23 protein-coding genes and 1 tRNA gene are annotated in these 20,065 nt (G+C 66.4%); 15 read left to right on the top strand and 9 right to left on the bottom strand.

Annotated features, from left to right (window positions below):
- Window positions 1–15 precede the first annotated feature (15 nt).
- A complete protein-coding gene (locus tag EAW56_RS09625) occupies window positions 16–729 on the bottom strand; it encodes a FadR/GntR family transcriptional regulator (protein ID WP_122086306.1) in 714 nt (237 codons plus the stop codon).
- A gap of 127 nt (window positions 730–856) precedes the next feature.
- Between EAW56_RS09625 and nrdF the strand changes: the two genes are divergently transcribed.
- From nrdF to EAW56_RS09605, 4 genes are all read left to right on the top strand, one after another.
- Window positions 857–1,846 (top strand): class 1b ribonucleoside-diphosphate reductase subunit beta, encoded by a 990-nt coding sequence (nrdF, locus tag EAW56_RS09620; RefSeq protein ID WP_095275364.1) that lies wholly within the window; start codon window positions 857–859, stop codon window positions 1,844–1,846.
- 356 nt (window positions 1,847–2,202) lie between these two features.
- Window positions 2,203–3,960 (top strand): aa3-type cytochrome oxidase subunit I, encoded by a 1,758-nt coding sequence (gene ctaD / locus EAW56_RS09615; RefSeq protein WP_095275365.1) that lies wholly within the window; start codon window positions 2,203–2,205, stop codon window positions 3,958–3,960.
- A gap of 80 nt (window positions 3,961–4,040) precedes the next feature.
- Entirely contained in the window at window positions 4,041–5,300 is a 1,260-nt protein-coding gene (serB, locus tag EAW56_RS09610) for a phosphoserine phosphatase SerB (RefSeq protein WP_095537388.1), read from the top strand.
- Entirely contained in the window at window positions 5,297–6,034 is a 738-nt protein-coding gene (locus tag EAW56_RS09605; protein ID WP_244213402.1) for an aminoacyl-tRNA hydrolase, read from the top strand. Before serB ends, EAW56_RS09605 begins: the two co-directional genes overlap by 4 nt.
- On the opposite strand, the gene EAW56_RS09600 is transcribed toward EAW56_RS09605, so the two are convergent.
- The 3 genes from EAW56_RS09600 to EAW56_RS09590 all read right to left on the bottom strand — a co-directional run bounded on the left by EAW56_RS09600 (window position 6,012) and on the right by EAW56_RS09590 (window position 9,969).
- The gene (locus EAW56_RS09600; protein ID WP_279629696.1) at window positions 6,012–8,000 is read right to left on the bottom strand and encodes an ATP-dependent DNA helicase; all 1,989 of its coding nucleotides are present in this window, start codon (window positions 7,998–8,000) and stop codon (window positions 6,012–6,014) included. The genes EAW56_RS09605 and EAW56_RS09600 overlap by 23 nt on opposite strands.
- Before the next feature lie 26 nt (window positions 8,001–8,026).
- Complete coding sequence (locus EAW56_RS09595) at window positions 8,027–9,367, bottom strand: nicotinate phosphoribosyltransferase (RefSeq protein WP_095537387.1); 1,341 nt, start codon at window positions 9,365–9,367, stop codon at window positions 8,027–8,029.
- A gap of 65 nt (window positions 9,368–9,432) precedes the next feature.
- On the bottom strand, window positions 9,433–9,969 hold the full coding sequence (locus EAW56_RS09590) for a CAP domain-containing protein (RefSeq protein WP_122086305.1): 537 nt from the start codon (window positions 9,967–9,969) through the stop codon (window positions 9,433–9,435).
- Between the two features lie 132 nt (window positions 9,970–10,101).
- On the opposite strand from EAW56_RS09590, the gene clpS reads away from it, so the two are divergent.
- The 9 genes from clpS to EAW56_RS09545 are packed head-to-tail and all read left to right on the top strand — an operon-like array spanning window position 10,102 to window position 16,334.
- Entirely contained in the window at window positions 10,102–10,401 is a 300-nt protein-coding gene (clpS, locus tag EAW56_RS09585; RefSeq protein ID WP_173783196.1) for an ATP-dependent Clp protease adapter ClpS, read from the top strand.
- A gap of 4 nt (window positions 10,402–10,405) precedes the next feature.
- A complete protein-coding gene (locus EAW56_RS09580) occupies window positions 10,406–10,945 on the top strand; it encodes a DUF2017 domain-containing protein (protein ID WP_095275368.1) in 540 nt (179 codons plus the stop codon).
- Between the two features lie 4 nt (window positions 10,946–10,949).
- A complete protein-coding gene (locus EAW56_RS09575) occupies window positions 10,950–11,993 on the top strand; it encodes a P1 family peptidase (protein WP_122086303.1) in 1,044 nt (347 codons plus the stop codon).
- Between the two features lie 45 nt (window positions 11,994–12,038).
- Window positions 12,039–12,839, top strand: coding sequence for a rhomboid family intramembrane serine protease (locus EAW56_RS09570; RefSeq protein ID WP_122086302.1), 801 nt, complete (start codon window positions 12,039–12,041; stop codon window positions 12,837–12,839).
- A 30-nt stretch (window positions 12,840–12,869) separates the two neighbouring features.
- Window positions 12,870–13,733 (top strand): glutamate racemase, encoded by an 864-nt coding sequence (gene murI / locus EAW56_RS09565; RefSeq protein WP_122086300.1) that lies wholly within the window; start codon window positions 12,870–12,872, stop codon window positions 13,731–13,733.
- A gap of 54 nt (window positions 13,734–13,787) precedes the next feature.
- Window positions 13,788–14,552: an MBL fold metallo-hydrolase gene (locus tag EAW56_RS09560; RefSeq protein ID WP_095546462.1), complete on the top strand. Its 765-nt coding sequence runs from the start codon at window positions 13,788–13,790 to the stop codon at window positions 14,550–14,552.
- 29 nt (window positions 14,553–14,581) lie between these two features.
- A complete protein-coding gene (rph, locus tag EAW56_RS09555) occupies window positions 14,582–15,310 on the top strand; it encodes a ribonuclease PH (RefSeq protein ID WP_095275373.1) in 729 nt (242 codons plus the stop codon).
- Window positions 15,304–15,933, top strand: coding sequence for an RdgB/HAM1 family non-canonical purine NTP pyrophosphatase (gene rdgB / locus EAW56_RS09550; protein ID WP_122086299.1), 630 nt, complete (start codon window positions 15,304–15,306; stop codon window positions 15,931–15,933). Before rph ends, rdgB begins: the two co-directional genes overlap by 7 nt.
- A gap of 23 nt (window positions 15,934–15,956) precedes the next feature.
- Entirely contained in the window at window positions 15,957–16,334 is a 378-nt protein-coding gene (locus EAW56_RS09545) for a hypothetical protein (protein ID WP_095275375.1), read from the top strand.
- 37 nt (window positions 16,335–16,371) lie between these two features.
- On the opposite strand, the gene EAW56_RS09540 is transcribed toward EAW56_RS09545, so the two are convergent.
- Window positions 16,372–16,737: a DUF3817 domain-containing protein gene (locus tag EAW56_RS09540; RefSeq protein WP_122086297.1), complete on the bottom strand. Its 366-nt coding sequence runs from the start codon at window positions 16,735–16,737 to the stop codon at window positions 16,372–16,374.
- Window positions 16,734–17,189: a hypothetical protein gene (locus tag EAW56_RS09535; RefSeq protein ID WP_244213401.1), complete on the bottom strand. Its 456-nt coding sequence runs from the start codon at window positions 17,187–17,189 to the stop codon at window positions 16,734–16,736. Before EAW56_RS09535 ends, EAW56_RS09540 begins: the two co-directional genes overlap by 4 nt.
- 112 nt (window positions 17,190–17,301) lie before the next feature.
- Between EAW56_RS09535 and EAW56_RS09530 the strand changes: the two genes are divergently transcribed.
- Window positions 17,302–17,383: transfer RNA gene (locus EAW56_RS09530), tRNA-Leu, on the top strand.
- 64 nt (window positions 17,384–17,447) lie between these two features.
- On the opposite strand, the gene EAW56_RS09525 is transcribed toward EAW56_RS09530, so the two are convergent.
- Window positions 17,448–18,005: an Ltp family lipoprotein gene (locus EAW56_RS09525; protein ID WP_122086295.1), complete on the bottom strand. Its 558-nt coding sequence runs from the start codon at window positions 18,003–18,005 to the stop codon at window positions 17,448–17,450.
- Window positions 18,006–18,170: 165 nt separating this feature from the next.
- Window positions 18,171–18,656 carry a thioredoxin-dependent thiol peroxidase gene (bcp, locus tag EAW56_RS09520; protein ID WP_122086294.1) on the bottom strand — a complete coding sequence of 162 codons (486 nt, stop codon included), beginning with the start codon at window positions 18,654–18,656 and terminating at the stop codon, window positions 18,171–18,173.
- Window positions 18,657–18,732: 76 nt separating this feature from the next.
- Between bcp and EAW56_RS09515 the strand changes: the two genes are divergently transcribed.
- Window positions 18,733–19,008, top strand: a complete 276-nt coding sequence (locus tag EAW56_RS09515) for a DUF3618 domain-containing protein (RefSeq protein ID WP_095535501.1) — start codon at window positions 18,733–18,735, stop codon at window positions 19,006–19,008.
- 97 nt (window positions 19,009–19,105) lie between these two features.
- On the opposite strand, the gene EAW56_RS09510 is transcribed toward EAW56_RS09515, so the two are convergent.
- Complete coding sequence (locus EAW56_RS09510) at window positions 19,106–19,672, bottom strand: nicotinamidase (RefSeq protein ID WP_122086292.1); 567 nt, start codon at window positions 19,670–19,672, stop codon at window positions 19,106–19,108.
- Window positions 19,673–20,065 lie beyond the last annotated feature (393 nt).

The raw sequence follows: 20,065 nt of genomic DNA, 5'->3' as shown, positions 1-20,065 counted from the left end.
TCCCTGCGAGACCGTCTAGATCGCCAGGAAGGTCTTGATCCCGGTGAGCAGGTCGCGGGAGGCGGCTTCGGAGGCGGAGGCGTCGCCGGCGCTAATTGCCTTTGCCAGGTCGACATGGATGCGCATTGCGGGCACTGAGGGATCGTCCGGCATGATGCCGTAGCGCGTGCGACCTTCGAGCACGTGCATGATGGGTTCCGCGAGGGTGGAAAACATCTCGTTGCCCGACGCGTGCAGGATCAGCGTGTGGAACTCCTTGTCCGCGTCGAGGAACTCCTGCGTGTTGCCGGCGCCCGCCTCGGAAAGTTTGACCAGCAGCTCCGCGAGCTCGAGCAGGCGCGCCGACTGCGCGGGCGTTGCGTGGCTGGCGGCCAGCAGCGCGGCGACCGGCTCGACGGCGGTGCGCAGCTCGTTGAGCGACGTAATCTGCGCGGGGCGCTGCTCGGCGCACGAGAGGCGCCACTTGATCACGGACTGATCAAACACCGCCCAGTGCTCGGGCGGCAGTACCTTAATGCCCACGCGGCGTGACGAGGAGACGAGCCCCATCTGCTCGAGCGCGCGCATGACCTCGCGGGCGACGGTGCGAGAGATGCCAAACCTGGAGGACAAGTCCTGCAATGTAAAGGTGTATCCGGGTTCGAGGGCGCCGGAGATGATTTGCTCGCCGAGGGTGTCAAGAATCGACGTGAGCAGGGGCTCCGTCGACGGTTCCTGGGGTGCAGCCATGGAATTCAACCTCATATGGTGGGAAAACGAGAAATAGAACTACCATTATCCTAGTCCTCAACGGGGGTAAACAAAATCGCGTGACGCGCGGTGCGGGGGAAGAACGCAATTGGTTAGGATGTGAGCCATGAGCGAGGAATATCAGGCATACCTGGATAGCCACCCGAACCCGATTAAGGCGATCAACTGGAATGAGATTCCGGATGATAAGGACCAGGAGGTGTGGGACCGCCTCACCGGTAATTTCTGGCTGCCGGAAAAGATTCCGGTGTCCAACGACATCCCGAGCTGGAACACGCTCAATGACGCGGAGCAGCTCGCCACTATGCGCGTGTTTGCGAACCTGACCCTGCTGGACACCATCCAGGGCACGGTCGGCGCGGTGTCGCTGATCCCGGATTCGCGCACGCTGCACGAGGAGGCCGTGTATACCAACATCGCCTTCATGGAGTCCGTGCACGCGAAGTCGTACAGCAATATCTATATGACGCTGGCGTCCACGCCGCAGATTAACGACGCATTCCGTTGGACCGAGGAAAACGCCCAGGTGCAGCGCAAGGCGAAGATCGTCAAGTCCTACTACCGTGGCGACGACCCGCTGAAGAAGAAGATCGCTTCCGTGATGCTGGAGTCCTTCCTCTTCTACTCCGGGTTCTACCTGCCGCTGAACTGGTCGGTGCACTCCAAGCTGACCAACACCGCCGACATCATCCGCCTCATTATCCGTGATGAGGCCGTGCACGGCTACTACATCGGCTACAAGTACCAGGTCGCGCTGCGCGAGGAGTCCCCTGAGCGCCAGGAGGAGCTGAAGGAGTACACCTTCGATCTGCTCTACGACCTCTACGAGAACGAGCAGCAGTACACCGAGGACATCTACGACCCGCTCGGCTGGACCGAGGACGTCAAGCGCTTCCTGCGCTACAACGCCAACAAGGCGCTGAACAACCTCGGCTACGAGGGGCTCTTCCCGGCGGATGAGACCAAGGTGTCGCCGGCGATCCTCGCGTCGCTGTCGCCGAACGCGGATGAGAACCATGACTTCTTCTCCGGCTCCGGCTCGTCCTACGTCATCGGCAAGGCGGAGGACACCGCCGATGAGGATTGGGACTTTTAGGGGCACGCTTATCGACGACCACGTGAGCGTCGATAAGCCTCAACCTTTCGTTTGATATACAACGGGGGAACTTAACGCGGGGTTGACCACGAATGGGGTCAACCGGCAATCTGTCGAGGTGTTTGGGCGTGTCGCGCCCACCTCGGCGGGGGAGTGGGCGCGCACGCGGGGCAATCCCGGCGGATCGCGCGTGGTGCTTTCGGACCGACGCGCACGATGTGACGCAAGGGCCTATTGTTTAACCTGTAGCTGGCCTGGGAGGGCTGGCAATTTCATGAGCCGATCACATATGATGATTCGGTATCTAACAAGGCCTCGCCGCCATTGCGGTGGCGAGCCGAAGTCAGGAGGATCGAATGACCGCTGTGGCGCCAAGGCTGGACAATCATGTCCCGCCGACACGTCCGGAGCCGACGGGACACGCTCGCCGTGGCTCCAAAATCTACAAGCAGCTGACCACGACCGACCACAAAGAACTGGGCATCATGTACATCATCATGTCCTTCGTCTGGTTCTTCCTCGGCGGTTTCATGGCGCTGCTTATCCGTGCTGAGCTGTTCCACCCGGGCATGCAGTTCCTGTCCAACGAGCAGTTCAACCAGCTGTTCACCATGCACGGCACGGTGATGTTGCTGGCCTTTGGTACCCCAATCGTCTGGGGCTTTGCTAACTACATCCTGCCGCTGCAGATCGGCGCACCGGACGTGGCCTTCCCGCGCCTGAACGCCTTCGGTTTCTGGATTACCACCGTCGGCGTTGTCGCCATGCTCTCTGGCTTCATCACGCCGGGTGGCGCGGCCGACTTCGGCTGGACCATGTACATGCCGCTGGCTGACGCAGTCCACACCCCGTCCGTCTCCGCCAACCTCTGGATCGTCGGCGTGGGCGCAACCGGTGTTGGTACCGTCGCCTCCGCGATCAACATGCTCACCACCGTGCTGACCATGCGCGCACCGGGCATGACCATGTTCCGCCTGCCGGTCTTCACCTGGACCGTGTTCGTCACCTCCATCATCGTTCTGATGATCTTCCCGCTGCTGCTCGCCGCGGCACTGGGCGTGCTGTACGACCGCCTGCTCGGCGGCCACATCTACGACACCGCTAATGGCGGCTCCATCCTGTGGCAGCACCTGTTCTGGTTCTTCGGCCACCCCGAGGTGTACGTTCTGGCGCTGCCGTTCTTCGGCATCATCTCCGAGATCGTCCCGGTCTTCTCCCGTAAGCCGATCTTCGGTTACATCGGTCTCGTCTTCGCAACGCTGGCCATCGCGGGCCTGTCCATGGCCGTGTGGGCGCACCACATGTTCGCCACCGGCGCGATCCTGCTGCCGTTCTTCTCCTTCATGACCTTCCTCATCGCCGTGCCGACCGGCGTGAAGTTCTTCAACTGGGTCGGCACCATGTGGAACGGCCACATCACCTTCGAGTCCCCGATGATGTGGGCGATGGGCTTCCTGTTCACCTTCCTCTTCGGTGGCCTGACCGGCATCATGCTGGCGTCCCCGCCGCTGGACTTCCACCTGCACGACTCCTACTTCGTCGTCGCGCACTTCCACTACACCCTGTTCGGTACCGTGGTGTTCTCCGCAATCGCCGGCGTCCACTTCTGGTTCCCGAAGATGACGGGTCGCATGCTGGACGAGCGCCTGGCAAAGCTGTCCTTCTGGCTGGTCTTCATCGGCTTCAACATGACCTTCCTGGTCCAGCACTGGCTGGGCAACATGGGCATGCCGCGCCGCTACGCCGACTACCTGGACACCGACGGCTTCACCTTCCTGAACCAGGTCTCCACCGTCGGCGCCCTGATCCTGGGAATCGGTATGCTGCCGTTCATCTGGAACGTGTTCAAGTCCTGGCGCTACGGCGAGGTCGTCACCGTGGACGACCCGTGGGGCTACGGCAACTCCCTCGAGTGGGCAACCTCTTGCCCGCCGCCGCGCCACAACTTCACCGCGCTGCCGCGCATCCGCTCCGAGCGCCCGGCGTTCGAGCTGCACTACCCGCACATGGTGGAGACCCTGCGCCGCGAGGCGCACGCCGGCCACCACGCAGACGGCCCGGCAACCTGGAAGGGCGAGTCCGCAACCACCGGTTCTACCGCTGTGACCAAGTAATTCGCTTGGCGCGAACCCCCTGACAGTAATTACCCCTCACCGCCTCGGTGAGGGGTTTTGCTGTGCTATCGTCCTGGTTTGTGACCAACCAGCCAGCCTTCCAAGTCGAACTGCAACCGGGTCTTAAGCCCGCGGTGATTTCCACCTCGGGCCCGGACCGCCCCGGCGTCTCCGCCGAGTTCTTCACCGTCCTCGCTCGGCACGGGGTGCAGCTGCTCGACGTCTCCCAGACAGACTTCCGCGGACGCATGATGCTCGCGGCCCTGGTAGGCATGGACCCTCACTCGCTCACGCAGGTTGAGCGAGAGCTTCGCGACGGGCTGTGGGAGTACGGCCAGCGCGTGAACATCGAGACACACGCGGAAGCCCGCGCGGTGTCGCGCCCCCGCTCGACGCACGTGCTCGTGGCCCTGGGCAACCCGGTCAGCGCGGAGGCCATCTCTCGCCTCGGCGCGGAGCTCGCCGCCGTGGGCGCGAACATCGACGCCATCCGCGGCGTTGCCCAGTACCCGGTAACCGGGCTGGAATTCCGCATCACCATGCCGGACTACACACCTGGCGATGCCCAGGAGCTGCGCAAGCGTTTGGCCGAGCTCTCCGGCGAACTCGGCGTGGACGTGGCGATGGAGCACGCAGGCCTGCACCGGCGCGCGAAGCGCCTCGTCTGCTTCGACTGCGACTCAACGCTGATCACCGGCGAGGTGATCGAGATGCTCGCCGCCCACGCCGGCCGCGAAGCGGAGGTGGCCGAGGTAACGGCGCGCGCGATGCGCGGCGAGCTGGACTTCGAGGAGTCGCTGCGCGAGCGCGTGAAGGCACTGGCTGGGCTCGACGCCTCCGTCATCGACCGTGTCGCCGCCGACATCGAGCTCACCCCGGGCGCCCGCACCACCATCCGCACGCTCAACTCGTTGGGCTACCGCACGGCGGTCGTCTCCGGCGGATTCATCCAGGTGCTGGAGGACCTCGCCGCGGACCTCGAGCTGGACTACGTGCGCGCCAACACGCTGGAGATTGAGGACGGCAAGCTCACCGGCCGGGTCATCGGCAAGGTGGTGGACCGCAAGGCCAAGGCGGACTTCCTCGCCGAGTTCGCCGCGGACTCCGGGCTGGCGCTTTCGCAGACGGTCGCGGTGGGCGACGGCGCCAACGACATCGACATGATCTCCCGCGCCGGCCTCGGCATTGCGTTCAACGCCAAGCCCGCCCTCAAGGAGGTCGCGGACGCGTCGGTGAACTTCCCGTTCTTGGACGAGGTCCTCTACATCCTGGGCATTCCCCGCGAGGAGATCGACTCCTCCGACGCGGCCGCGGGCATCGACACCAGGCGCCCGCTGTGACGGCGTCGGCGCACGGGTTGCTCGCGGCGTCGATAGGCAAAGGCTCCGGCGACCCCGACGACCCCGCGGCGGTGCAGGCGATGCAAATGGCCATCAATCTGCCGAAGCAGGACCCGCCCGCTCGCAACGCCATGCTTATCGACGCCGCACGTGCCGCCCTCCTCGTCTGCCTCGACGAGCGGGCCGAGCGCGACGGGTTTTGGCGCGAACGGCTCGAGGCGTGGTACTCCCGCAGGATCCGGAAGGTGGCGCGGCGCGCCCGCAACAAGGCGTGGGACGATGTCCAGGCGCTGCCCGGCGTGACCGTCGGCAGCGTGCGCGCGTTCGTGCCCTCCGCGGTGTCCGAGGTGCCGCACGAGCTGGCGAAGCTGCAGGTCCGCGGCACGGACCTGCCGGCCGACGAGGGCCCGCTCCCGTTCGACCCGACCGCGCCGACGATCGCGGTGGACGCGTCCCTCGAGATGACGGCCGGGAAGGCGGCGGCGCAGGTGGGGCACGCGTCGATGCTGTACGCGGCAGCGCGCCCGGACGGCGAGGTGCGTAAGTGGGCTGCCGCCGGGTGCCCGCTGAACGTGCGCGAGGTGCCTGCGGACGTGTTCGCCGCTTGCGCGGCGCACCCGGGCGCGGTGCCGGTGCGTGATGCGGGCTTTACCGAGGTCACGCCCGGCTCGATGACGGTGCTCACGCTGCCGCCGGGCGCGTTCGACCCGGCTAGCGGGCGACCAGGCGCTTGAGCGCTCCGGTGACTACGTCGAGCCGGTCGGTTTGCCAGAAGGGCGGCAGCGAGCGCAGGAGGAATGCGCCGTAGCGCTTGGTGACTAAGCGGTTGTCCAGCACGGCGACGACGCCGCGGTCGTCCACCGAGCGCAGCAGGCGGCCGGCACCCTGCGCCATGAGGAGTGCCGCGTGGGTTGCGGAGACCTCCATGAACCCGGAGCGGCCGGCGGCGTCGGCGGCGTTGGCGCGCGCCTGGAGGAGCGGGTCGTCGGGGCGGGGGAAGGGGATGCGGTCAATGAGCACGAGCGAGAGGGAACTGCCGGGCACGTCCACGCCCTGCCAGAGCGACAGGGTGCCAAACAGACACGAGTTTTCCGCGTTGGCAAAGGCGGTCACGAGCGCGCCGGTGGAGTCCTCGCCCTGTAGGAAAATGTCAAAGGGGAGTCGCGCGCGCATCGCCTCCGCGGCCTGTTCGGCGGCGCGGCGCGAGGAGAACAGCCCGAGGGTGCGCCCGCCCGCGGCAGTGATGAGGGTGGCGATCTCGTCCAGAGTCTCGCGGCTCAGCCCGTCCCGGCCGGGGGCTGGGAGGTGGCGGGCGGTGTAGAGGATGCCGGCTTTCGCCGGGTCGAATGGGGTGCCCGCGTCCAGACTGTCCCAGGACCCGGACGGCAGGCCCCAGGCAGCGGCCATCGCGTCGAAGTTGCCGCCGACCGTGAGCGTAGCGGAGGTGAGCACGACGGTTTGCTCGCCGAACAGGTTCTCGCGAAGCAGGGCCGCCACGGACAGGGGAGCGACGGCGACGGAGTCCCCGAAGCGGTCGTTGCGGGTCAGCCACACCACGTCCGTGTGCTTGGCGGGGTCGTCCTCGTCAAACACGCCCAGGATGCGTACGACCGCGTCGTGCAGGTCGCCGAGGTGGTTCTTCAGGTTCGTGCGCTCGGCAAACTTCTCCGGGTTGTTCTCCGATTCGCCCTCGGGGCTGTCCGCGATGCTGGTGCGGGTGGCCCAGAGCGCGTCGCGAAGCGCGGCGAACGCGCCGCGGGCCGGGTCGGAGATGCGCTCCCAGCGGCCGGGCTGCTCCAGGTCGAGCACCGCGGTGAAGTCGTCCTTGACCTCCTCGAGCTTGTCACCGTCGCCGCCGATCTTGTCCGCGCGCCGCGCCGCGAGCGTGAGCGCTCGGGCGGAGATCTCGTTCGTGGCCACCGAGGTGATGCGCGCGTCCAGCTCGTGGGCCTCGTCGATGAGCACGGCCTCGTGCTCGGGCAGGATGTTGGAATCCGCGAGCGCGTCGATGGCCAGGAGCGCGTGGTTGGTCACCACGACGTCCACGTCGCGCGTCTTCTCTCGCGCGAGCTCCGCGAAGCACTCCTCGCCGTGCGGGCAGCGGGCCGCACCGAGGCACTCGTTGGAGGTCACGGAGACCTGCCGCCATGCCAGGTCCGGCACGCCGGGGGAGAGGTCGTCGCGGTCGCCGGTCTCGGTCTCCTGCGCCCACTCGGCCACGCGCTTGACGTGGCGGCCGGTCCAGGAGAGCTCGGATTCGTCGATAAGCGATCCCTCTGGCTCGTCCTGCGCGAGCTTGTTCAGGCAGACGTAGTTATTGCGGCCTTTTTGAATTGCAAAGGTGGGGCGGTGCGGCAAGTGCGGCTCGAGCGCGTCCGCAAGGCGCGGCAGGTCGCGCTGCACCAGCTGGCGCTGCAGCGCGAGCGTGGCGGTGGAGACGACCACCGTGGTGTCGTTGGCCTGCGCGTAGCGCACCGCGGGCACGAGGTAGGCGAAGGACTTGCCGGTACCTGTGCCGGCCTGCACCGCGAGGTGGCGCTCCGTGTCCAGTGCGCGCGCCACGGCCTCAGCCATGCGTTGCTGCCCCTCGCGCGTTGCACCCCCAAGCTTATCGACGACAGCGCCCAACAATTCCAGCGTCTCCCCGCTCAGGGGAACGTCGCCGGTGGTGGTGCCTTCTTCTTCCTCGCGCGTGCTCACACCGTGAAAGTGTAGCGGGGTCGGTGTTAGTCCAGCGGGTCGGGGAAGCCGACGAATCGCGTCGGGATGGCGGCGTCGCCGCGCGAGAGCGCGAGGCCCTCCCACGGCAGGGTGCCGCGCGCCGCGTCGTGCAGGGTGCGGGCCTGCTCTAGGCTGCCGTGCTGCTCGTCGTACTCGGGGAGGCGCTTGCCGCCGCGCACCATTGGCACCACGATCTCGTGGTAATCCAGGTTGGGCTTGCGGGTGATCTCCGCGTCGAGCGGGTAGACGATCTCGGCGACAGCGACGCCTGACGCGCGGTAGCCGCGCAGCGCCGTCTTCGCGCCGCCGTAGGTCTGCTTGCCCGACGAGCGCTTCGCCACCGGGTGGCCCTCCACCTCGACGAGCTTGTACACGAGCCCGGCGGTGGGGGCGCCGGAGCCGGTGACCACGGAGGTGCCCACGCCGAACCCGTCGACCGGGTCGCCGCGCAGCCCGGCGATGGCGAACTCGTCGAGGTCGGAGGAGACGATGATGCGGGTGTTAAACGCGCCGGCCTTGTCCAGCTGTTGGCGCACGCGGCGCGACACGATGCCCAGATCGCCCGAGTCGATGCGCACCGCGCCGAGCTCCGTGCCCGCGACCTCGATGGCGTTGGCCACGCCCTTGGTGATGTCGAAGGTGTCCACCAACAGCGTGGTATCTACGCCCAGCTGGTCAATCTGCGCCTTGAACGCCGCCTTCTCGTCCGGCGTGCCGTCCTCGTCCACGTGCAGCAGCGTCCAGGAGTGCGCGGCGGTGCCTGACGGCGGGATGCCGTAGCGCAGCGACGCCTCCATATTGGAGGTGGCCTCGAACCCGGCGATGTAGGCGGCGCGGGCGGCGGTCACGGCGGACTGCTCGTGGGTGCGGCGCGAGCCCATCTCAATGATCGGGCGGCCGTCTGCCGCCGAGACCATGCGGGAGGCGGCGGAGGCGACAGCGGAGTCCGAGTTCAGGATGGAGAGGATGACTGTTTCCAGGATGACGCACTCGGCGAAGGTGCCGCGCAGCGTCATGATGGGGGAGTAGGGGAAGTAGATGTCGCCTTCGCGGTAGCCGTCGATGTCGCCCGAGAACCGGTAGTTGGCCAGGTAGTCCTTGGCCTCGTCGGACAGGAAGTCGGCCGCGTCGATCTGGTCTTGCGTGAAGCGGAACTTTTCTACCGCGTCGATCACGCGCGAGGTGCCGGCGACCACACCGTAGCGGCGCTCGCCGGGCAGGCGCCGGGTAAACACCTCGAACGCGCATTGGCGGTGCGCGGTGCCGTCCTTCAGTGCGGCGTCGAGCATGGTGAGCTCGTACATGTCGGTCAGAAACGCTGTAGAGTCCGGCGTGGAGTTCGTCATGGTCTTACAGACTACGCCCTGGTCGCGCGCGTCGCGTTTATTTGCGCGGAAGGGGCTCTTCGGGGCTATCCCGCAAACGCCACGACGACCCACACATCGCCGCGCCCGTAGGCCACGCCGATGCCCACGTCGCGGTGGCGATCATCCAGCAGCACCTCCATGTGCTCGGGCGAGTGGGTGAACAGCTCGAAGAACTCGTAGCCGGAGGCCTGCTCTACCGGGAGGTGGGCGGAGACCTGCGCGGTCTTCTCGCCGGCATCCAACGGTGGCTGCTCACCGGTGACCGCGTTGCCCTCTGCTTGGGCTTGGGCGGTGCGCTGCAATTCGGGGTCGAGGCTGACTGGGGGCAGGGTGTCGTCGATACGCAACTGGGCGATGGCGGTGAAGAAGTCGGTGCGGATCTCCTCGAGCTGCTGCCCGGTGTCAAAGTCGGGATCGACGTAGCTGTCGCCGCGCCCGTCCGCGTGCGAGGAGCCGTCGGAGTGCTGCGCGCTGACCACGGTGAGGGCGACCGCGCTGACGATACCAAGGACGGCGAGCACGGCACGCAGCAACTGCTCGGTGGAGACAGGCAGCTCCTGGAGGCCGGGGATGTTCCGCATGGGCCCTGATCCTAGCAACCTCCCGGGGCACACGTGCGGGAAACAACCGGTAGGCTGGTCCGCATGAATTGCGAATTCACGTGCCAGGACATGAGCCCGGAAGCGAGTTCAGCCGCGAGCCGAGTGCCGCAGATGAGCTCGCCGATGGCTACCCCGGACCTCGAGGAGGACCTGAAGGTTGAGGTCGCGGCCGGAGAGAACCTGCCATGGATGTGCATTGTGTGGGACGACCCGGTCAACCTGATGAGCTACGTCACCTACGTGTTCCAGACGGTGCTGGGCTACGACCGCAAGCGCGCGAATGAGCTGATGATGCAGGTACACACCGAGGGTAAGGCCGTGGTCTCCTCGGGTGAGAAGGACAAGGTCGAGGGCGACGTGAAGAAGCTGCACACCGCCGGCCTGTGGGCGACGATGCAGCAGGCGGGGTAGAGCTATGCAACCGTGGCGTAAGAAGAAAGGCCTGATGCGTTCAGGCGTGAAGTTCACTACCAAGTTCGATCCGTTGGAGCGCGAGGTGATCGGCGACCTCACCGCGACCGTGTCGGAGGCGCTCATCTCGCGCGCGCAGTCCGCGCCGAAGGACGAGTTTGCAGAGATGGTCGGCATGTCCACGGGCCACACCGAGGCACCGGAGGACCCGAAACTGGCCCGCCTGCTGCCCGATTTCGAGCGCGAGGGCGACGAGGAGTTCGACGGCGACAACGGCCTGCTCCGCAGCCTGCACGAGAACGACATCATCCGCGCGAAGCTGATGAATATGCAGGTGATCAATGACGTGCTGGGCCCCAACGGCGGCGTGGAGGTGAGCATCGACGAGCAGGAGGCCCACCAGTTCGTCGCCGCGCTCAATGACATGCGCCTCTACGTGTCCGCGGATGATCGCGGCGGCGAGGGCCAGGCCCAGGATCGCGAGCGCCTCATGGAGTGGCTCGCGTTCTGCCAGGACTCCCTCGTCGAGGTGCTCTGCGAGTAAACAGATGCTTGTCGACGCCACCGTGGCCCCAATCCTCCCCGCGGCCCACCTCTCCCTGGGCGACACCGGTGTGACCGCGTTCGTCGCCGCCGACCCGCGCGGGATGCGCGCCGCCGTCGACGTGCGCGGCGGCGGGCCGGGCACTCGCGAGACCGACCTGCTCGCCCCGCACAACACGGTCGAGCGAGTCCACGCCATCCTGCTGTGCGGCGGTTCCGCGTTCGGCCTGGCCGCCGCCGACGGCGCTATGCGCGAGCTGGAGTCGCGCGGGCGGGGGTTCCCAGTCTTCGGCGAGGGCGTGCCGGGCCCGCGCGTGCCCATCGTCCCCGCAGGCGTCATTTTCGACCTAGCCGTCGGTGATCCGTCGCACCGCCCAACTGCGAGTGACGGGGCCGCAGCCGTGGCCGCCGCGCTGGAGAGCGCCGCGGGCGAGCCGTTGGCGTCGGGCAGTGTCGGTGCCGGCTGCGGCGCGACCGCCGGCGCCCTGCGCGGCGGGTTCGGCATCGCGTCCCGCGCGGTGGAACTTCCCGGGGCGCGCAGGCGCGCGACGGTGACCGCCGCGGTGGTAGCAAACCCGGTGGGCTCCGTGGTTGACCCCGCGACGGGGCTGCTGTTTGGCGATGCCTCGAAGCCCGCCGTGGACCTCGAGCGGTACCGCACCCTGCAGCGGCCCACCCCTGGCAGCGGCGCGCCGGACCCGCGGCTGAACACCACCATCGGCGTGGTGGCCACCGACGTGGACCTCCCGGTGCCGCAGCTGCAGCGCCTGGCCATGACGGGGCACGACGGCATCGCCCGCGCGATCCGCCCCGCCCACTCGCCGCTGGACGGCGACACCCTATTCGCCGTCTCCGTCCCGAAAGATGATGGTCAAGACGCGGGTGGGCAGGGCGACGCCGGTCAGCCGCTGGCACCGGAAGCGCTCGCGCACCTTTGCGGTGCCGCGGCGGACGCGGTGGAGGCAGCGATCGTGGACGCGGTGTGCAGTGCCACGGGTGGTTTCGGGGTGACGGCGTGGTCGGACGTGGTTGCTGGTGGGCGTCGATAAGCTTGCTCAGCGCGCCGGGGAGCGCCCCGGCTACACTTATTAGCGATGACACACAATCCTTACGGAACCAGCGGCCCGACCCCGTCCAGTAGCCCGTACCAGGGCGCGGGCTGGGGCTACGGCCAGACCCACCAGCCCGGCTACGGCAAGCCGTTCCAGCGGCCGTTCTCGCACCCGGAGACGCAGCTGCCCGCGTTCCCAGACGGCGTGCAGCCGGAAGATAAACGGACCAAGCGCAAGAAGCAGCGGCGCACGGGGTTCACATTCGCCATCGGCTACCTGGTGGTGATCTGGGCGGTGTTTCTGCTCAACGAGGGGCTGTTCGGAGGGCTCCTGCAGTACTGGGGCATCCACCCGCTCGACCTGGTGAGCATCTGGCACATATTCACCGCCCCGCTGCTGCACGCCAACCTCGAGCACATCGTGGGTAACTCGGTCACCGGCGCGATTTTCGCGTTTCTCATCGGCTACTCGGGCAAGCGCGTCTTCTGGGAGGTCACGACGTTTGCCACGGTATTCAGCGGGCTGGGCACCTGGCTGTTCGGCGGGATTGGTACCAACCACCTCGGCGCCTCGGGTGTCATTTACGGCTGGCTGATCTACCTGCTGGTGCGCGGCATCTTCAACCGATCCGGGACGCAGATCGCGCTGGGCCTCGTGCTCGCGTTCTTCTACTCCGGGCTGATCCTGGGCGTGCTGCCGGGCACGCCCGGCGTGAGCTGGCAGGCGCACCTCTTCGGCGCCATCGGCGGGTTCTTCGCCGGCATGATCATCACCTCGGACGACCCGCCGGAGCTGGTGGCCAAGCGCGAGGCGAAGAAGGCTCGGAAACAGGCGGGCTACTAGCGCGGCGACACGGGTGGCACAATGGCACCCATGGAACAGCACAGTGGGAGTAGCAACGGAACCAGCGGGGGAAATACCGCCCCGATCGGCATCTTCGACTCAGGCGTGGGAGGGCTGACCGTCGCGCGCGCCGTGATGGATCAGCTGCCCGATGAAGCAATCATCTACATCGGCGATACGGGCCACAGTCCGTACGGTCCGCAGTCGATCGCAGACGTGCGCGCGCACGCGCAGCGCATCGGCGACCAGCTCGTAGACCAGGGCTGCAAGATGCTCGTCATTGCCTGCAACACCGCCACCGCCGCATTCCTGCACGATGCGCGCGAGCGGTACGACATCCCCGTCATCGAGGTCATCCAGCCCGCCGTGCGCCGCGCGATCGCGACGACCCGGAACAACAAGGTAGGCGTCATCGGCACCGCGGGCACCATCAAGTCGGGGGCGTACCAGGACCTCTTTTCGCTCAAGTCCGACCTGCAGGTCACCGCGGCGGCGTGCCCGGCCTTTGTGGAGTTTGTGGAGCGCGGTATTACCTCCGGCCGCCAGATCCTCGGCGTGGCGCAGGGGTACCTCGAACCGCTGCAGGCCGCAGGCGTGGACACGCTGGTGCTGGGCTGCACGCACTACCCGCTGCTCTCGGGCGTGATTCAGCTGGCCATCGGCGAGCAGGTCACGCTTGTCTCTTCGGCGGAGGAGACGTCGAAGGACGTGCTGCGCGTGCTCACGGAGCGCGACATGCTCGCCCCGCCGCAGGCCGAGAGCGGCCGCGCGCCGGAGCGGGTGTTTGCGTCGACGGGCGACCCGGCGGTGTTCGACCGGCTGGCCGCGCGCTTCCTGGGGCCGCAGGTGCGGGCAGTGGGGGAGCAAAACTTGGGGGCTGTGCGGCGTCGATAAGCAAAAATGCCCCGAAGTTTAGAATTCCCCGCAGATTCGTGGCACAGTAAGCGCATGAAGTTGACCATCCTCGGCTGCTCCGGGAGCCTGGCCGCGCCAGGCAACCCCGGCTCCTCCTACGTAGTGAGCGCGCCCGGGCACAGCGACATTCTGTTGGATTTCGGCCCCGGTGCCCTCGCTGCCATGCAGGAACACTTCGACCCGGCGGACGCGCACGTGTGCTTCAGCCACCTGCACGCGGACCACTGCTCCGACATCGCCTCGCTGCTGGTGTGGCGCCGCTACCACCCGGAAAAGCCGGCGGAGTCGCGCCACCGCATGTTCGGCCCGAGTTACACGCCGGAGCATGTCGGCCGGATGAGCGCAGACGGCCCGGACCAGATCGACGACATCGCAGACACCTTCGATTTCGCAGCGTGGCGCGCCGGGCAGGCCGAAACCCTTGGCGGGGTGACCGTGACACCGTTCGAGGTCGTGCACCCGGCTGCGGAGTCGCACGCGCTGCGCATCGAGGATGGCTCGCACGCAATCGCCTATTCCGGGGATAGCGCGTGGACGCCCGCGCTTATCGACGCCGCCCGCAACGCCGACCTCTTCCTCTGCGAAGCCGCCTGGGGCCCGACCTCGGAGGGGATGGCGCCGGGGATGCACCTTTCCGGCGCAGAGGCCGGTCGCATCGCCCGCGAGGCTGGGGTGAAGACGCTGGTGCTCGTGCACATCCAGCCGTGGACCAGCACGCAGGCCACGCTCGAGGCTGCGCGAGCCGAGTTTGATGGCGAGATCGTGGTTGGTTCCGCGGGGGACGTCTTCGAGCTGTAGGGCGCGCGGCGTGCGTTAGGCTGGGGCGCATGACTGATTTCAAACGCGCAGACGGCCGCGGACTCAACGAGATGCGCCCGGTGCGCATCACCCGCGGATTTACTTCCAACCCAGCTGGCAGCGTGCTTGTCGAGTTTGGCAACACCCGCGTGATGTGCACCGCCTCCGTGGAGGAGGGCGTGCCGCGCTTTAAGCGGGATTCCGGCGAAGGCTGGCTCACCGCGGAGTACGCGATGCTCCCGTCGGCCACCCACGACCGCATGCCGCGCGAATCCATGAAGGGCAAGGTCAAGGGCCGCACCCACGAGATTTCCCGCCTGGTGGGTCGCTCTCTGCGCGCTGCGGTGGACCTGTCCGAGCTGGGCGAAAACACCATCCAGCTCGATTGCGATGTGCTGCAGGCCGATGGCGGGACGCGCACCGCGTCCATCACGGGTGCGTACGTAGCGCTGGCGGACGCGATCGAGGTGCTCAAGGAGCGCGGCGTGGTACCGGGCGAGCCGCTGCTCAAGCCGGTTGCGGCGGTGTCCGTTGGCATTATCGACGGCCGCGTGAGCCTCGACCTGCCGTACGAGGAAGATTCCCGCGCGGAGGTTGACCTCAACGTGGTGATGCAAGAGGGCGGCAACTTCGTGGAGATCCAGGGCACCGGTGAGCACGGCCTCTTCGGCCGCAGCGAGCTCAACGAGATGCTCGATGTTGCCGAGGTCGGGCTCAACGAGCTCATCGGCGCCCAGAAGGCGGCCCTGGGATGGTAAAAGTCCTCGTTGCTTCGAACAACCCCGGGAAGCTCCGCGAGCTCGAAGAGGTGCTGCGCGAGCTGGACATCGCCGGTGTTGAGCTGGTGTCGCTGCGCGACGTCGAACCCTACCCGGAGCCGAAAGAGGACGGGCTGACCTTCGAGGACAACGCGTTGATCAAGGCCCGCGCAGGCGCCGCGCGCACCGGGCTGCCCTGCGTCGCCGACGACTCGGGCCTTGCCGTCACTGCGCTCAATGGGATGCCTGGCGTGCTCTCCGCGCGTTGGTCCGGCGACCACGGCGCAGACGACGCCGACTCCGCGAACAACCGGTTGTTGCTCGCGCAGATGCAGGACATCGAGCTTCGCGACGCCGCGTTTATCTCCTGCTGCGCCCTCGTCACCCCCGCCGGCGACGAGTTCACGGCGACGGGCCGCTGGCCGGGCCAGCTGCTCCGCGAGCCGCAGGGCGAGGGCGGGTTCGGCTACGACCCGCTGTTCGCCCCGGACGACGCGCAGCCAGCCGACGCGACGCGTCCGGTCTCCTCGGCGGAGTTGACGCCAGAGGAGAAGAACGCCCGGTCGCACCGTGGGCAGGCGCTGCGCGCGCTCGCCCCGGACATCGCGCGCCTGCTGGGATAGGCCAGTTTGGCTAGGGTAGTGGCATGAAGAAAACGCTTGCACTCTCAGCCACTGTCATGATCGCCGGAACCGCGCTCGTCGGCTGCGGCTCGTCCTCCGATTGGGACGGCTCCTGGTCCGGCGATGTCACCTCCACGGACGCCAGCCAGCCCGGCGGCGCCGCGACCCTCACCATCGACGGCGGTGACTGCCACTGGGAGCTCACCGAGCCGGACGGCCAAACCAACGACGCCCGGTGCGAGCAGGACGACGAGGAATTTAAGCTCGCCGATCCGCTTTCCGGGCGCGACCTGGAGTACAAGGGCAAGATCAACGGCGACACGCTGACGTTGAGCCCGGACAATGACCGCGCCGAGGACATCGGCGTGATGGTCCTGACCCGGGCTGGGGAAGAAAAGTAATTGGTTCGGGGCGCGTACCGGCGCCCGACCGCCCTGGTTAGCCGAGCTGGAACGTCTCGGTGACTTCCTTGCGTCGCTTCGCTTCGACGATGAAGGACATGAACGGCACGATGCCGGAAACCGCGGTGAGCACCCACGTCACCGATGACCAGCGGGCCTTAAGCCCCAGGTTCAGCGAGGCGACGAGGAAGAACATAAACGCGAAGCCGTGGACGCGAGCCACCCACGAGAGCAGGGACACGTCCATGTCCAGGCCGTACTGCATCACCATGCGGGTGATGAGCAGGAGGAAAAGTACGCCCGTGATCCACGCCGTGATGGAGAAGAGGTGCAGCGCGGTGCGCACGCGGCGCTGACGCTCCGGGTGGATCTTCGGGGTGGCGGCGGGGGATTGCTCGGTCATGCGTCCTTCTCCTCGGAATTGGGCTGGTGCGGGGTTTGCCTGCGCGGCGTGAGCCTGTCGTTGTACTCGTGGACGTCCATCTGCGGCCGCGATGGGAGGAAGTCCTCGTCGATAGTTCTTGGCTGCGATGGGTCCGCACCGTACTTGGCCAGGTCTGCCTCGTACAGGCTGTCCATTTGCTCGCCGGCGTTCATCGCGTCGATCTTCTCGTTTTCCATACGGATGCCCGCGCGATAGGCGTAAACAAAAAACGCCCCGAAGAACGGCCACTGGAGGGCGTACCCAAGGTTTTGGAACGTGCCCGTGCCGGACTGAAAGCGGGTCCACTGCCACCACGCCAGCAGGCAGCAGGTGATGACGGCGGCGATGAGCAGCAGGATATGCCACGCGCGCACCTTCACGCGGGAGCGCTTCTCCGGTGCAGGGGCCTCTGTTTCGCCGAACTCACTCACAAGCGGACAGTTTACCAACTCCACACCTGCAACCAAACTAAAGTTTGATGGGGTGAGTGGGGGCTTACCGGTTTCGGGCGGGCGCGTCGCGCCGTGTAGCATGATGGTCACCGCGCCCGTGGCGGAATTGGCAGACGCGCTGGATTTAGGTTCCAGTGTCTACGGACGTGAGAGTTCAAGTCTCTCCGGGCGCACACGAGAAAGCACCTGGGGCATCAAGGCCCCAGGTGCTTTGTGCTCGCGCGTGTTCCGGCAGCTTTAGAGGTGCTCGATGGCGAACTCAGCCTGCTCGCGGGTGAAGTGCTCGGGCCCTTCGGTCAGGGCCTTGGTGAGCTCGCTGCGGCTCGTGCCGTCTTCTTCCATCTGCTGCGCTACCTGGAGGGCGAGCTGGTTGAAGTCCGCGTCGAGGTGGTCGACGGCGTAGCTCGCGGTTTCACGGTCGAAACCATCGGTGTCGCGCAGCAGGGTGTACAGGCTTTCCTCAGACATCGCCTGACCGTTCAGGTGTACCTCCGCGGCCTTGAGCGCCTCCGCCTGCGCGCCCGTGGCGTTGGCGCCGGCCGTAGCATTGGCGCTCACGGGGGTGTCCGTCGCCGGGGCGGTCTCGTCATCGTTGTCGCTGAGCAGCAACCAGCCGAGGAGCCCGAAGCCGATGAGGGCGAGGACGACTACGGTCGCCCACTGGGCGGTGGTGGAGCGGGGACGTGCGTCCGCTTCGTCGTCGTGCGCGCCGTGCAGCGGGTACGGGCTGGCCGGGCGTGCGGCACCAGCGGTGTCGTCGGCGCGGGAATCGCTGGGATTGATTGGACTAGACATGAGGCCTCACTTCGTCGCGGCAGGTCAACGCCGCATCAAATCGGTGGGGGACAAAACTTCACTGATATGACCATTATGCCTGTGCGTGGCGTGTATAAGCAAAAAGTTCCCGCGAAACACGGCGAAGATCACACCTGGAGCGGTTCGCCCGGGGCTTCAAGGCTTCTAAATATCCCAGTCGCGCAGGATCCGATCGACATGCCCCGAGGCGCGGACGTTGTACTTGGCCTCCTCGATGGTGCCGGTGCCGTCCTCAGTCACGTTGACCAGGAAGGTGGAGCGGATGACGCCTTCCGTCACCTTGCCGTACATCTTCTTCTCCCCAAACGCGCCGTACGCGATGAGGGTGTCCTTCGATTCATCACCAAGCAGCTCGATGCCCAGATCGTGCTTCGCACGGAAGTCCGCGAGCTTGTCGGTGGGGTCCGGGCTGATGCCCAGCACGGTCACGGAGGCGTTGTTGAAATCCTCGAGCTTTTCCGTGAAGTCGCACGCCTCGGTTGTGCAGCCCGGGGTGTTCGCCCGCGGGTAGAAGTACACGATGACGCGCTTTCCGGCGAAATCTGACAGGGAGACCTGCTCACCCTTGTCGTTGGTCAGGGTGAACGCTGGGGCGGTGTCGCCCTTTTCCAGTCTGATCTGATCATTCATACTTCACCGTTTTACACGTTTTACACTACTGTGGTCACAAGAACCGACAAACGAGTACAACGTAGGAGAATTGAACGTGGCACGAGACATTCACGACATTGAGCGCGACATCTCCCGCACCCGCAGCCAGCTTGCCAGCACCCTGGACGAGCTCGCGGATCGCGCGAACCCGTCCACCCTCGCGGGGGGCGCGAAGGACGGCGCTCTGGAGTGGCTGAAGGACGAGACGGTGCAGAAGGTCCTCGCCGGTATCGGCGTCGGTATCGCCGCGCTCGTCGGCATCAAGGTGCTCAACGGCCGCAAGCGCAAGAAGGAGCTCAACGAGCTGCAGAAGCTGCTGTCGCGCAACTAGCGTCAGACCGCTTCGGAACAACGAAAAACCGTCCACACCACCGATTGGTGGGTGGACGGTTTTTTGCTGCGCTGCAGCGTCGACAAACGCCCCGGCGTTAGGCGATCTCCGCGCCGGCGTCCATCATCTCCTGGAGGGCCCGGGCGCCCGCCGCGTCATCGACGGGGGCAACCATGCCGCGCAGCACCCGGACCTTGAACCCCTGCTTCAGTGCGTCGAGCACCGTGGCGCGAACGCAGTGGTCTGTGGCGATGCCGCAGACATCGAGCTCGGTGATGTCGTGCTCGCGCAGCCAATCGCCCAGTAGCATGCCGTTGTCGTCGTGGCCCTCGAAGCCGGAGTACGCGGCCGAGTGCTCGCCCTTGCGGAAGAAGTGGCCGATCAGCGAGGTGTCGATCGGCCCGCGGATCTTCGCGCCGTAGGTGTCCGCGACGCAGTGCGGCGGCCACGAGTCCTGGAAGTCGGGGTTCTCAGAGAAGTGCTCGCCCGGGTCGATGTGCCAATCCTGGGTGGCGATGATGTGCGCGTACTCGCGCGTCCGGTTGTCCTCGGTGCTGAGGAACTGGGCAATTTTCGACGCCACCTCATCCCCGCGAGCCGTTGCAAGCGGTCCGCCGGGGCAGAAGTCATTTTGGACGTCTACAAGCAGGAGTGCCGTATTCATAGTAGCAACCTTAATTGATTCTCAGGCGGCCGGCAAATGTATGCGCATTTTGCTTCAGGAAAGCGCGGAGACGCACCAAATCTGCAGGATACAAAGAGGGGTGACCTATTCCCGCATTAAGAAAGTCTCTCAGGTTTGTGGGTCTGGGAAGGGATGTGCGGGATTGTCGTGGATGATACGTTCTAGGGGCCAGCGTACCGAAAGGAAAACCCCCTCGCGGAGTACTATTCGGTATCTCTGCGAGGGGGTGAAGTGTGCGCCATCAGGTGTCCGAAGTCACGACATAGTTGACACGGCGTGCCTGGGGGAACCTTCCTGATGGTTGACAGGTCAGCCGCGACATGGTTGACACTTAGCCCAAGAAAACCACCTAGGGTGATGGTTGACACCTCA

The organism is Corynebacterium gottingense, assembly GCF_003693265.1.
GTDB classification, from domain to species: domain Bacteria; phylum Actinomycetota; class Actinomycetes; order Mycobacteriales; family Mycobacteriaceae; genus Corynebacterium; species Corynebacterium gottingense.
The sequence above is the reverse complement of the archived record's forward strand: the minus strand, read 5'-3'. Positions and strand labels throughout refer to the sequence as shown.

What these genes read in the sequence shown, in the direction of transcription:
- EAW56_RS09625 (WP_122086306.1), bottom strand. Translation starts at nt 729, where the DNA reads ATGGCTGCACCCCAGGAACCGTCGACGGAGCCCCTGCTCACGTCGATT.
- nrdF (WP_095275364.1), top strand. Translation starts at nt 857, where the DNA reads ATGAGCGAGGAATATCAGGCATACCTGGATAGCCACCCGAACCCGATT.
- ctaD (WP_095275365.1), top strand. Translation starts at nt 2,203, where the DNA reads ATGACCGCTGTGGCGCCAAGGCTGGACAATCATGTCCCGCCGACACGT.
- EAW56_RS09595 (WP_095537387.1), bottom strand. Translation starts at nt 9,367, where the DNA reads ATGACGAACTCCACGCCGGACTCTACAGCGTTTCTGACCGACATGTAC.
- EAW56_RS09590 (WP_122086305.1), bottom strand. Translation starts at nt 9,969, where the DNA reads ATGCGGAACATCCCCGGCCTCCAGGAGCTGCCTGTCTCCACCGAGCAG.
- clpS (WP_173783196.1), top strand. Translation starts at nt 10,102, where the DNA reads ATGAGCTCGCCGATGGCTACCCCGGACCTCGAGGAGGACCTGAAGGTT.
- EAW56_RS09580 (WP_095275368.1), top strand. Translation starts at nt 10,406, where the DNA reads ATGCAACCGTGGCGTAAGAAGAAAGGCCTGATGCGTTCAGGCGTGAAG.
- EAW56_RS09575 (WP_122086303.1), top strand. Translation starts at nt 10,950, where the DNA reads ATGCTTGTCGACGCCACCGTGGCCCCAATCCTCCCCGCGGCCCACCTC.
- EAW56_RS09570 (WP_122086302.1), top strand. Translation starts at nt 12,039, where the DNA reads ATGACACACAATCCTTACGGAACCAGCGGCCCGACCCCGTCCAGTAGC.
- murI (WP_122086300.1), top strand. Translation starts at nt 12,870, where the DNA reads ATGGAACAGCACAGTGGGAGTAGCAACGGAACCAGCGGGGGAAATACC.
- EAW56_RS09560 (WP_095546462.1), top strand. Translation starts at nt 13,788, where the DNA reads ATGAAGTTGACCATCCTCGGCTGCTCCGGGAGCCTGGCCGCGCCAGGC.
- rph (WP_095275373.1), top strand. Translation starts at nt 14,582, where the DNA reads ATGACTGATTTCAAACGCGCAGACGGCCGCGGACTCAACGAGATGCGC.
- rdgB (WP_122086299.1), top strand. Translation starts at nt 15,304, where the DNA reads ATGGTAAAAGTCCTCGTTGCTTCGAACAACCCCGGGAAGCTCCGCGAG.
- EAW56_RS09545 (WP_095275375.1), top strand. Translation starts at nt 15,957, where the DNA reads ATGAAGAAAACGCTTGCACTCTCAGCCACTGTCATGATCGCCGGAACC.
- EAW56_RS09540 (WP_122086297.1), bottom strand. Translation starts at nt 16,737, where the DNA reads ATGACCGAGCAATCCCCCGCCGCCACCCCGAAGATCCACCCGGAGCGT.
- EAW56_RS09525 (WP_122086295.1), bottom strand. Translation starts at nt 18,005, where the DNA reads ATGTCTAGTCCAATCAATCCCAGCGATTCCCGCGCCGACGACACCGCT.
- bcp (WP_122086294.1), bottom strand. Translation starts at nt 18,656, where the DNA reads ATGAATGATCAGATCAGACTGGAAAAGGGCGACACCGCCCCAGCGTTC.
- EAW56_RS09510 (WP_122086292.1), bottom strand. Translation starts at nt 19,672, where the DNA reads ATGAATACGGCACTCCTGCTTGTAGACGTCCAAAATGACTTCTGCCCC.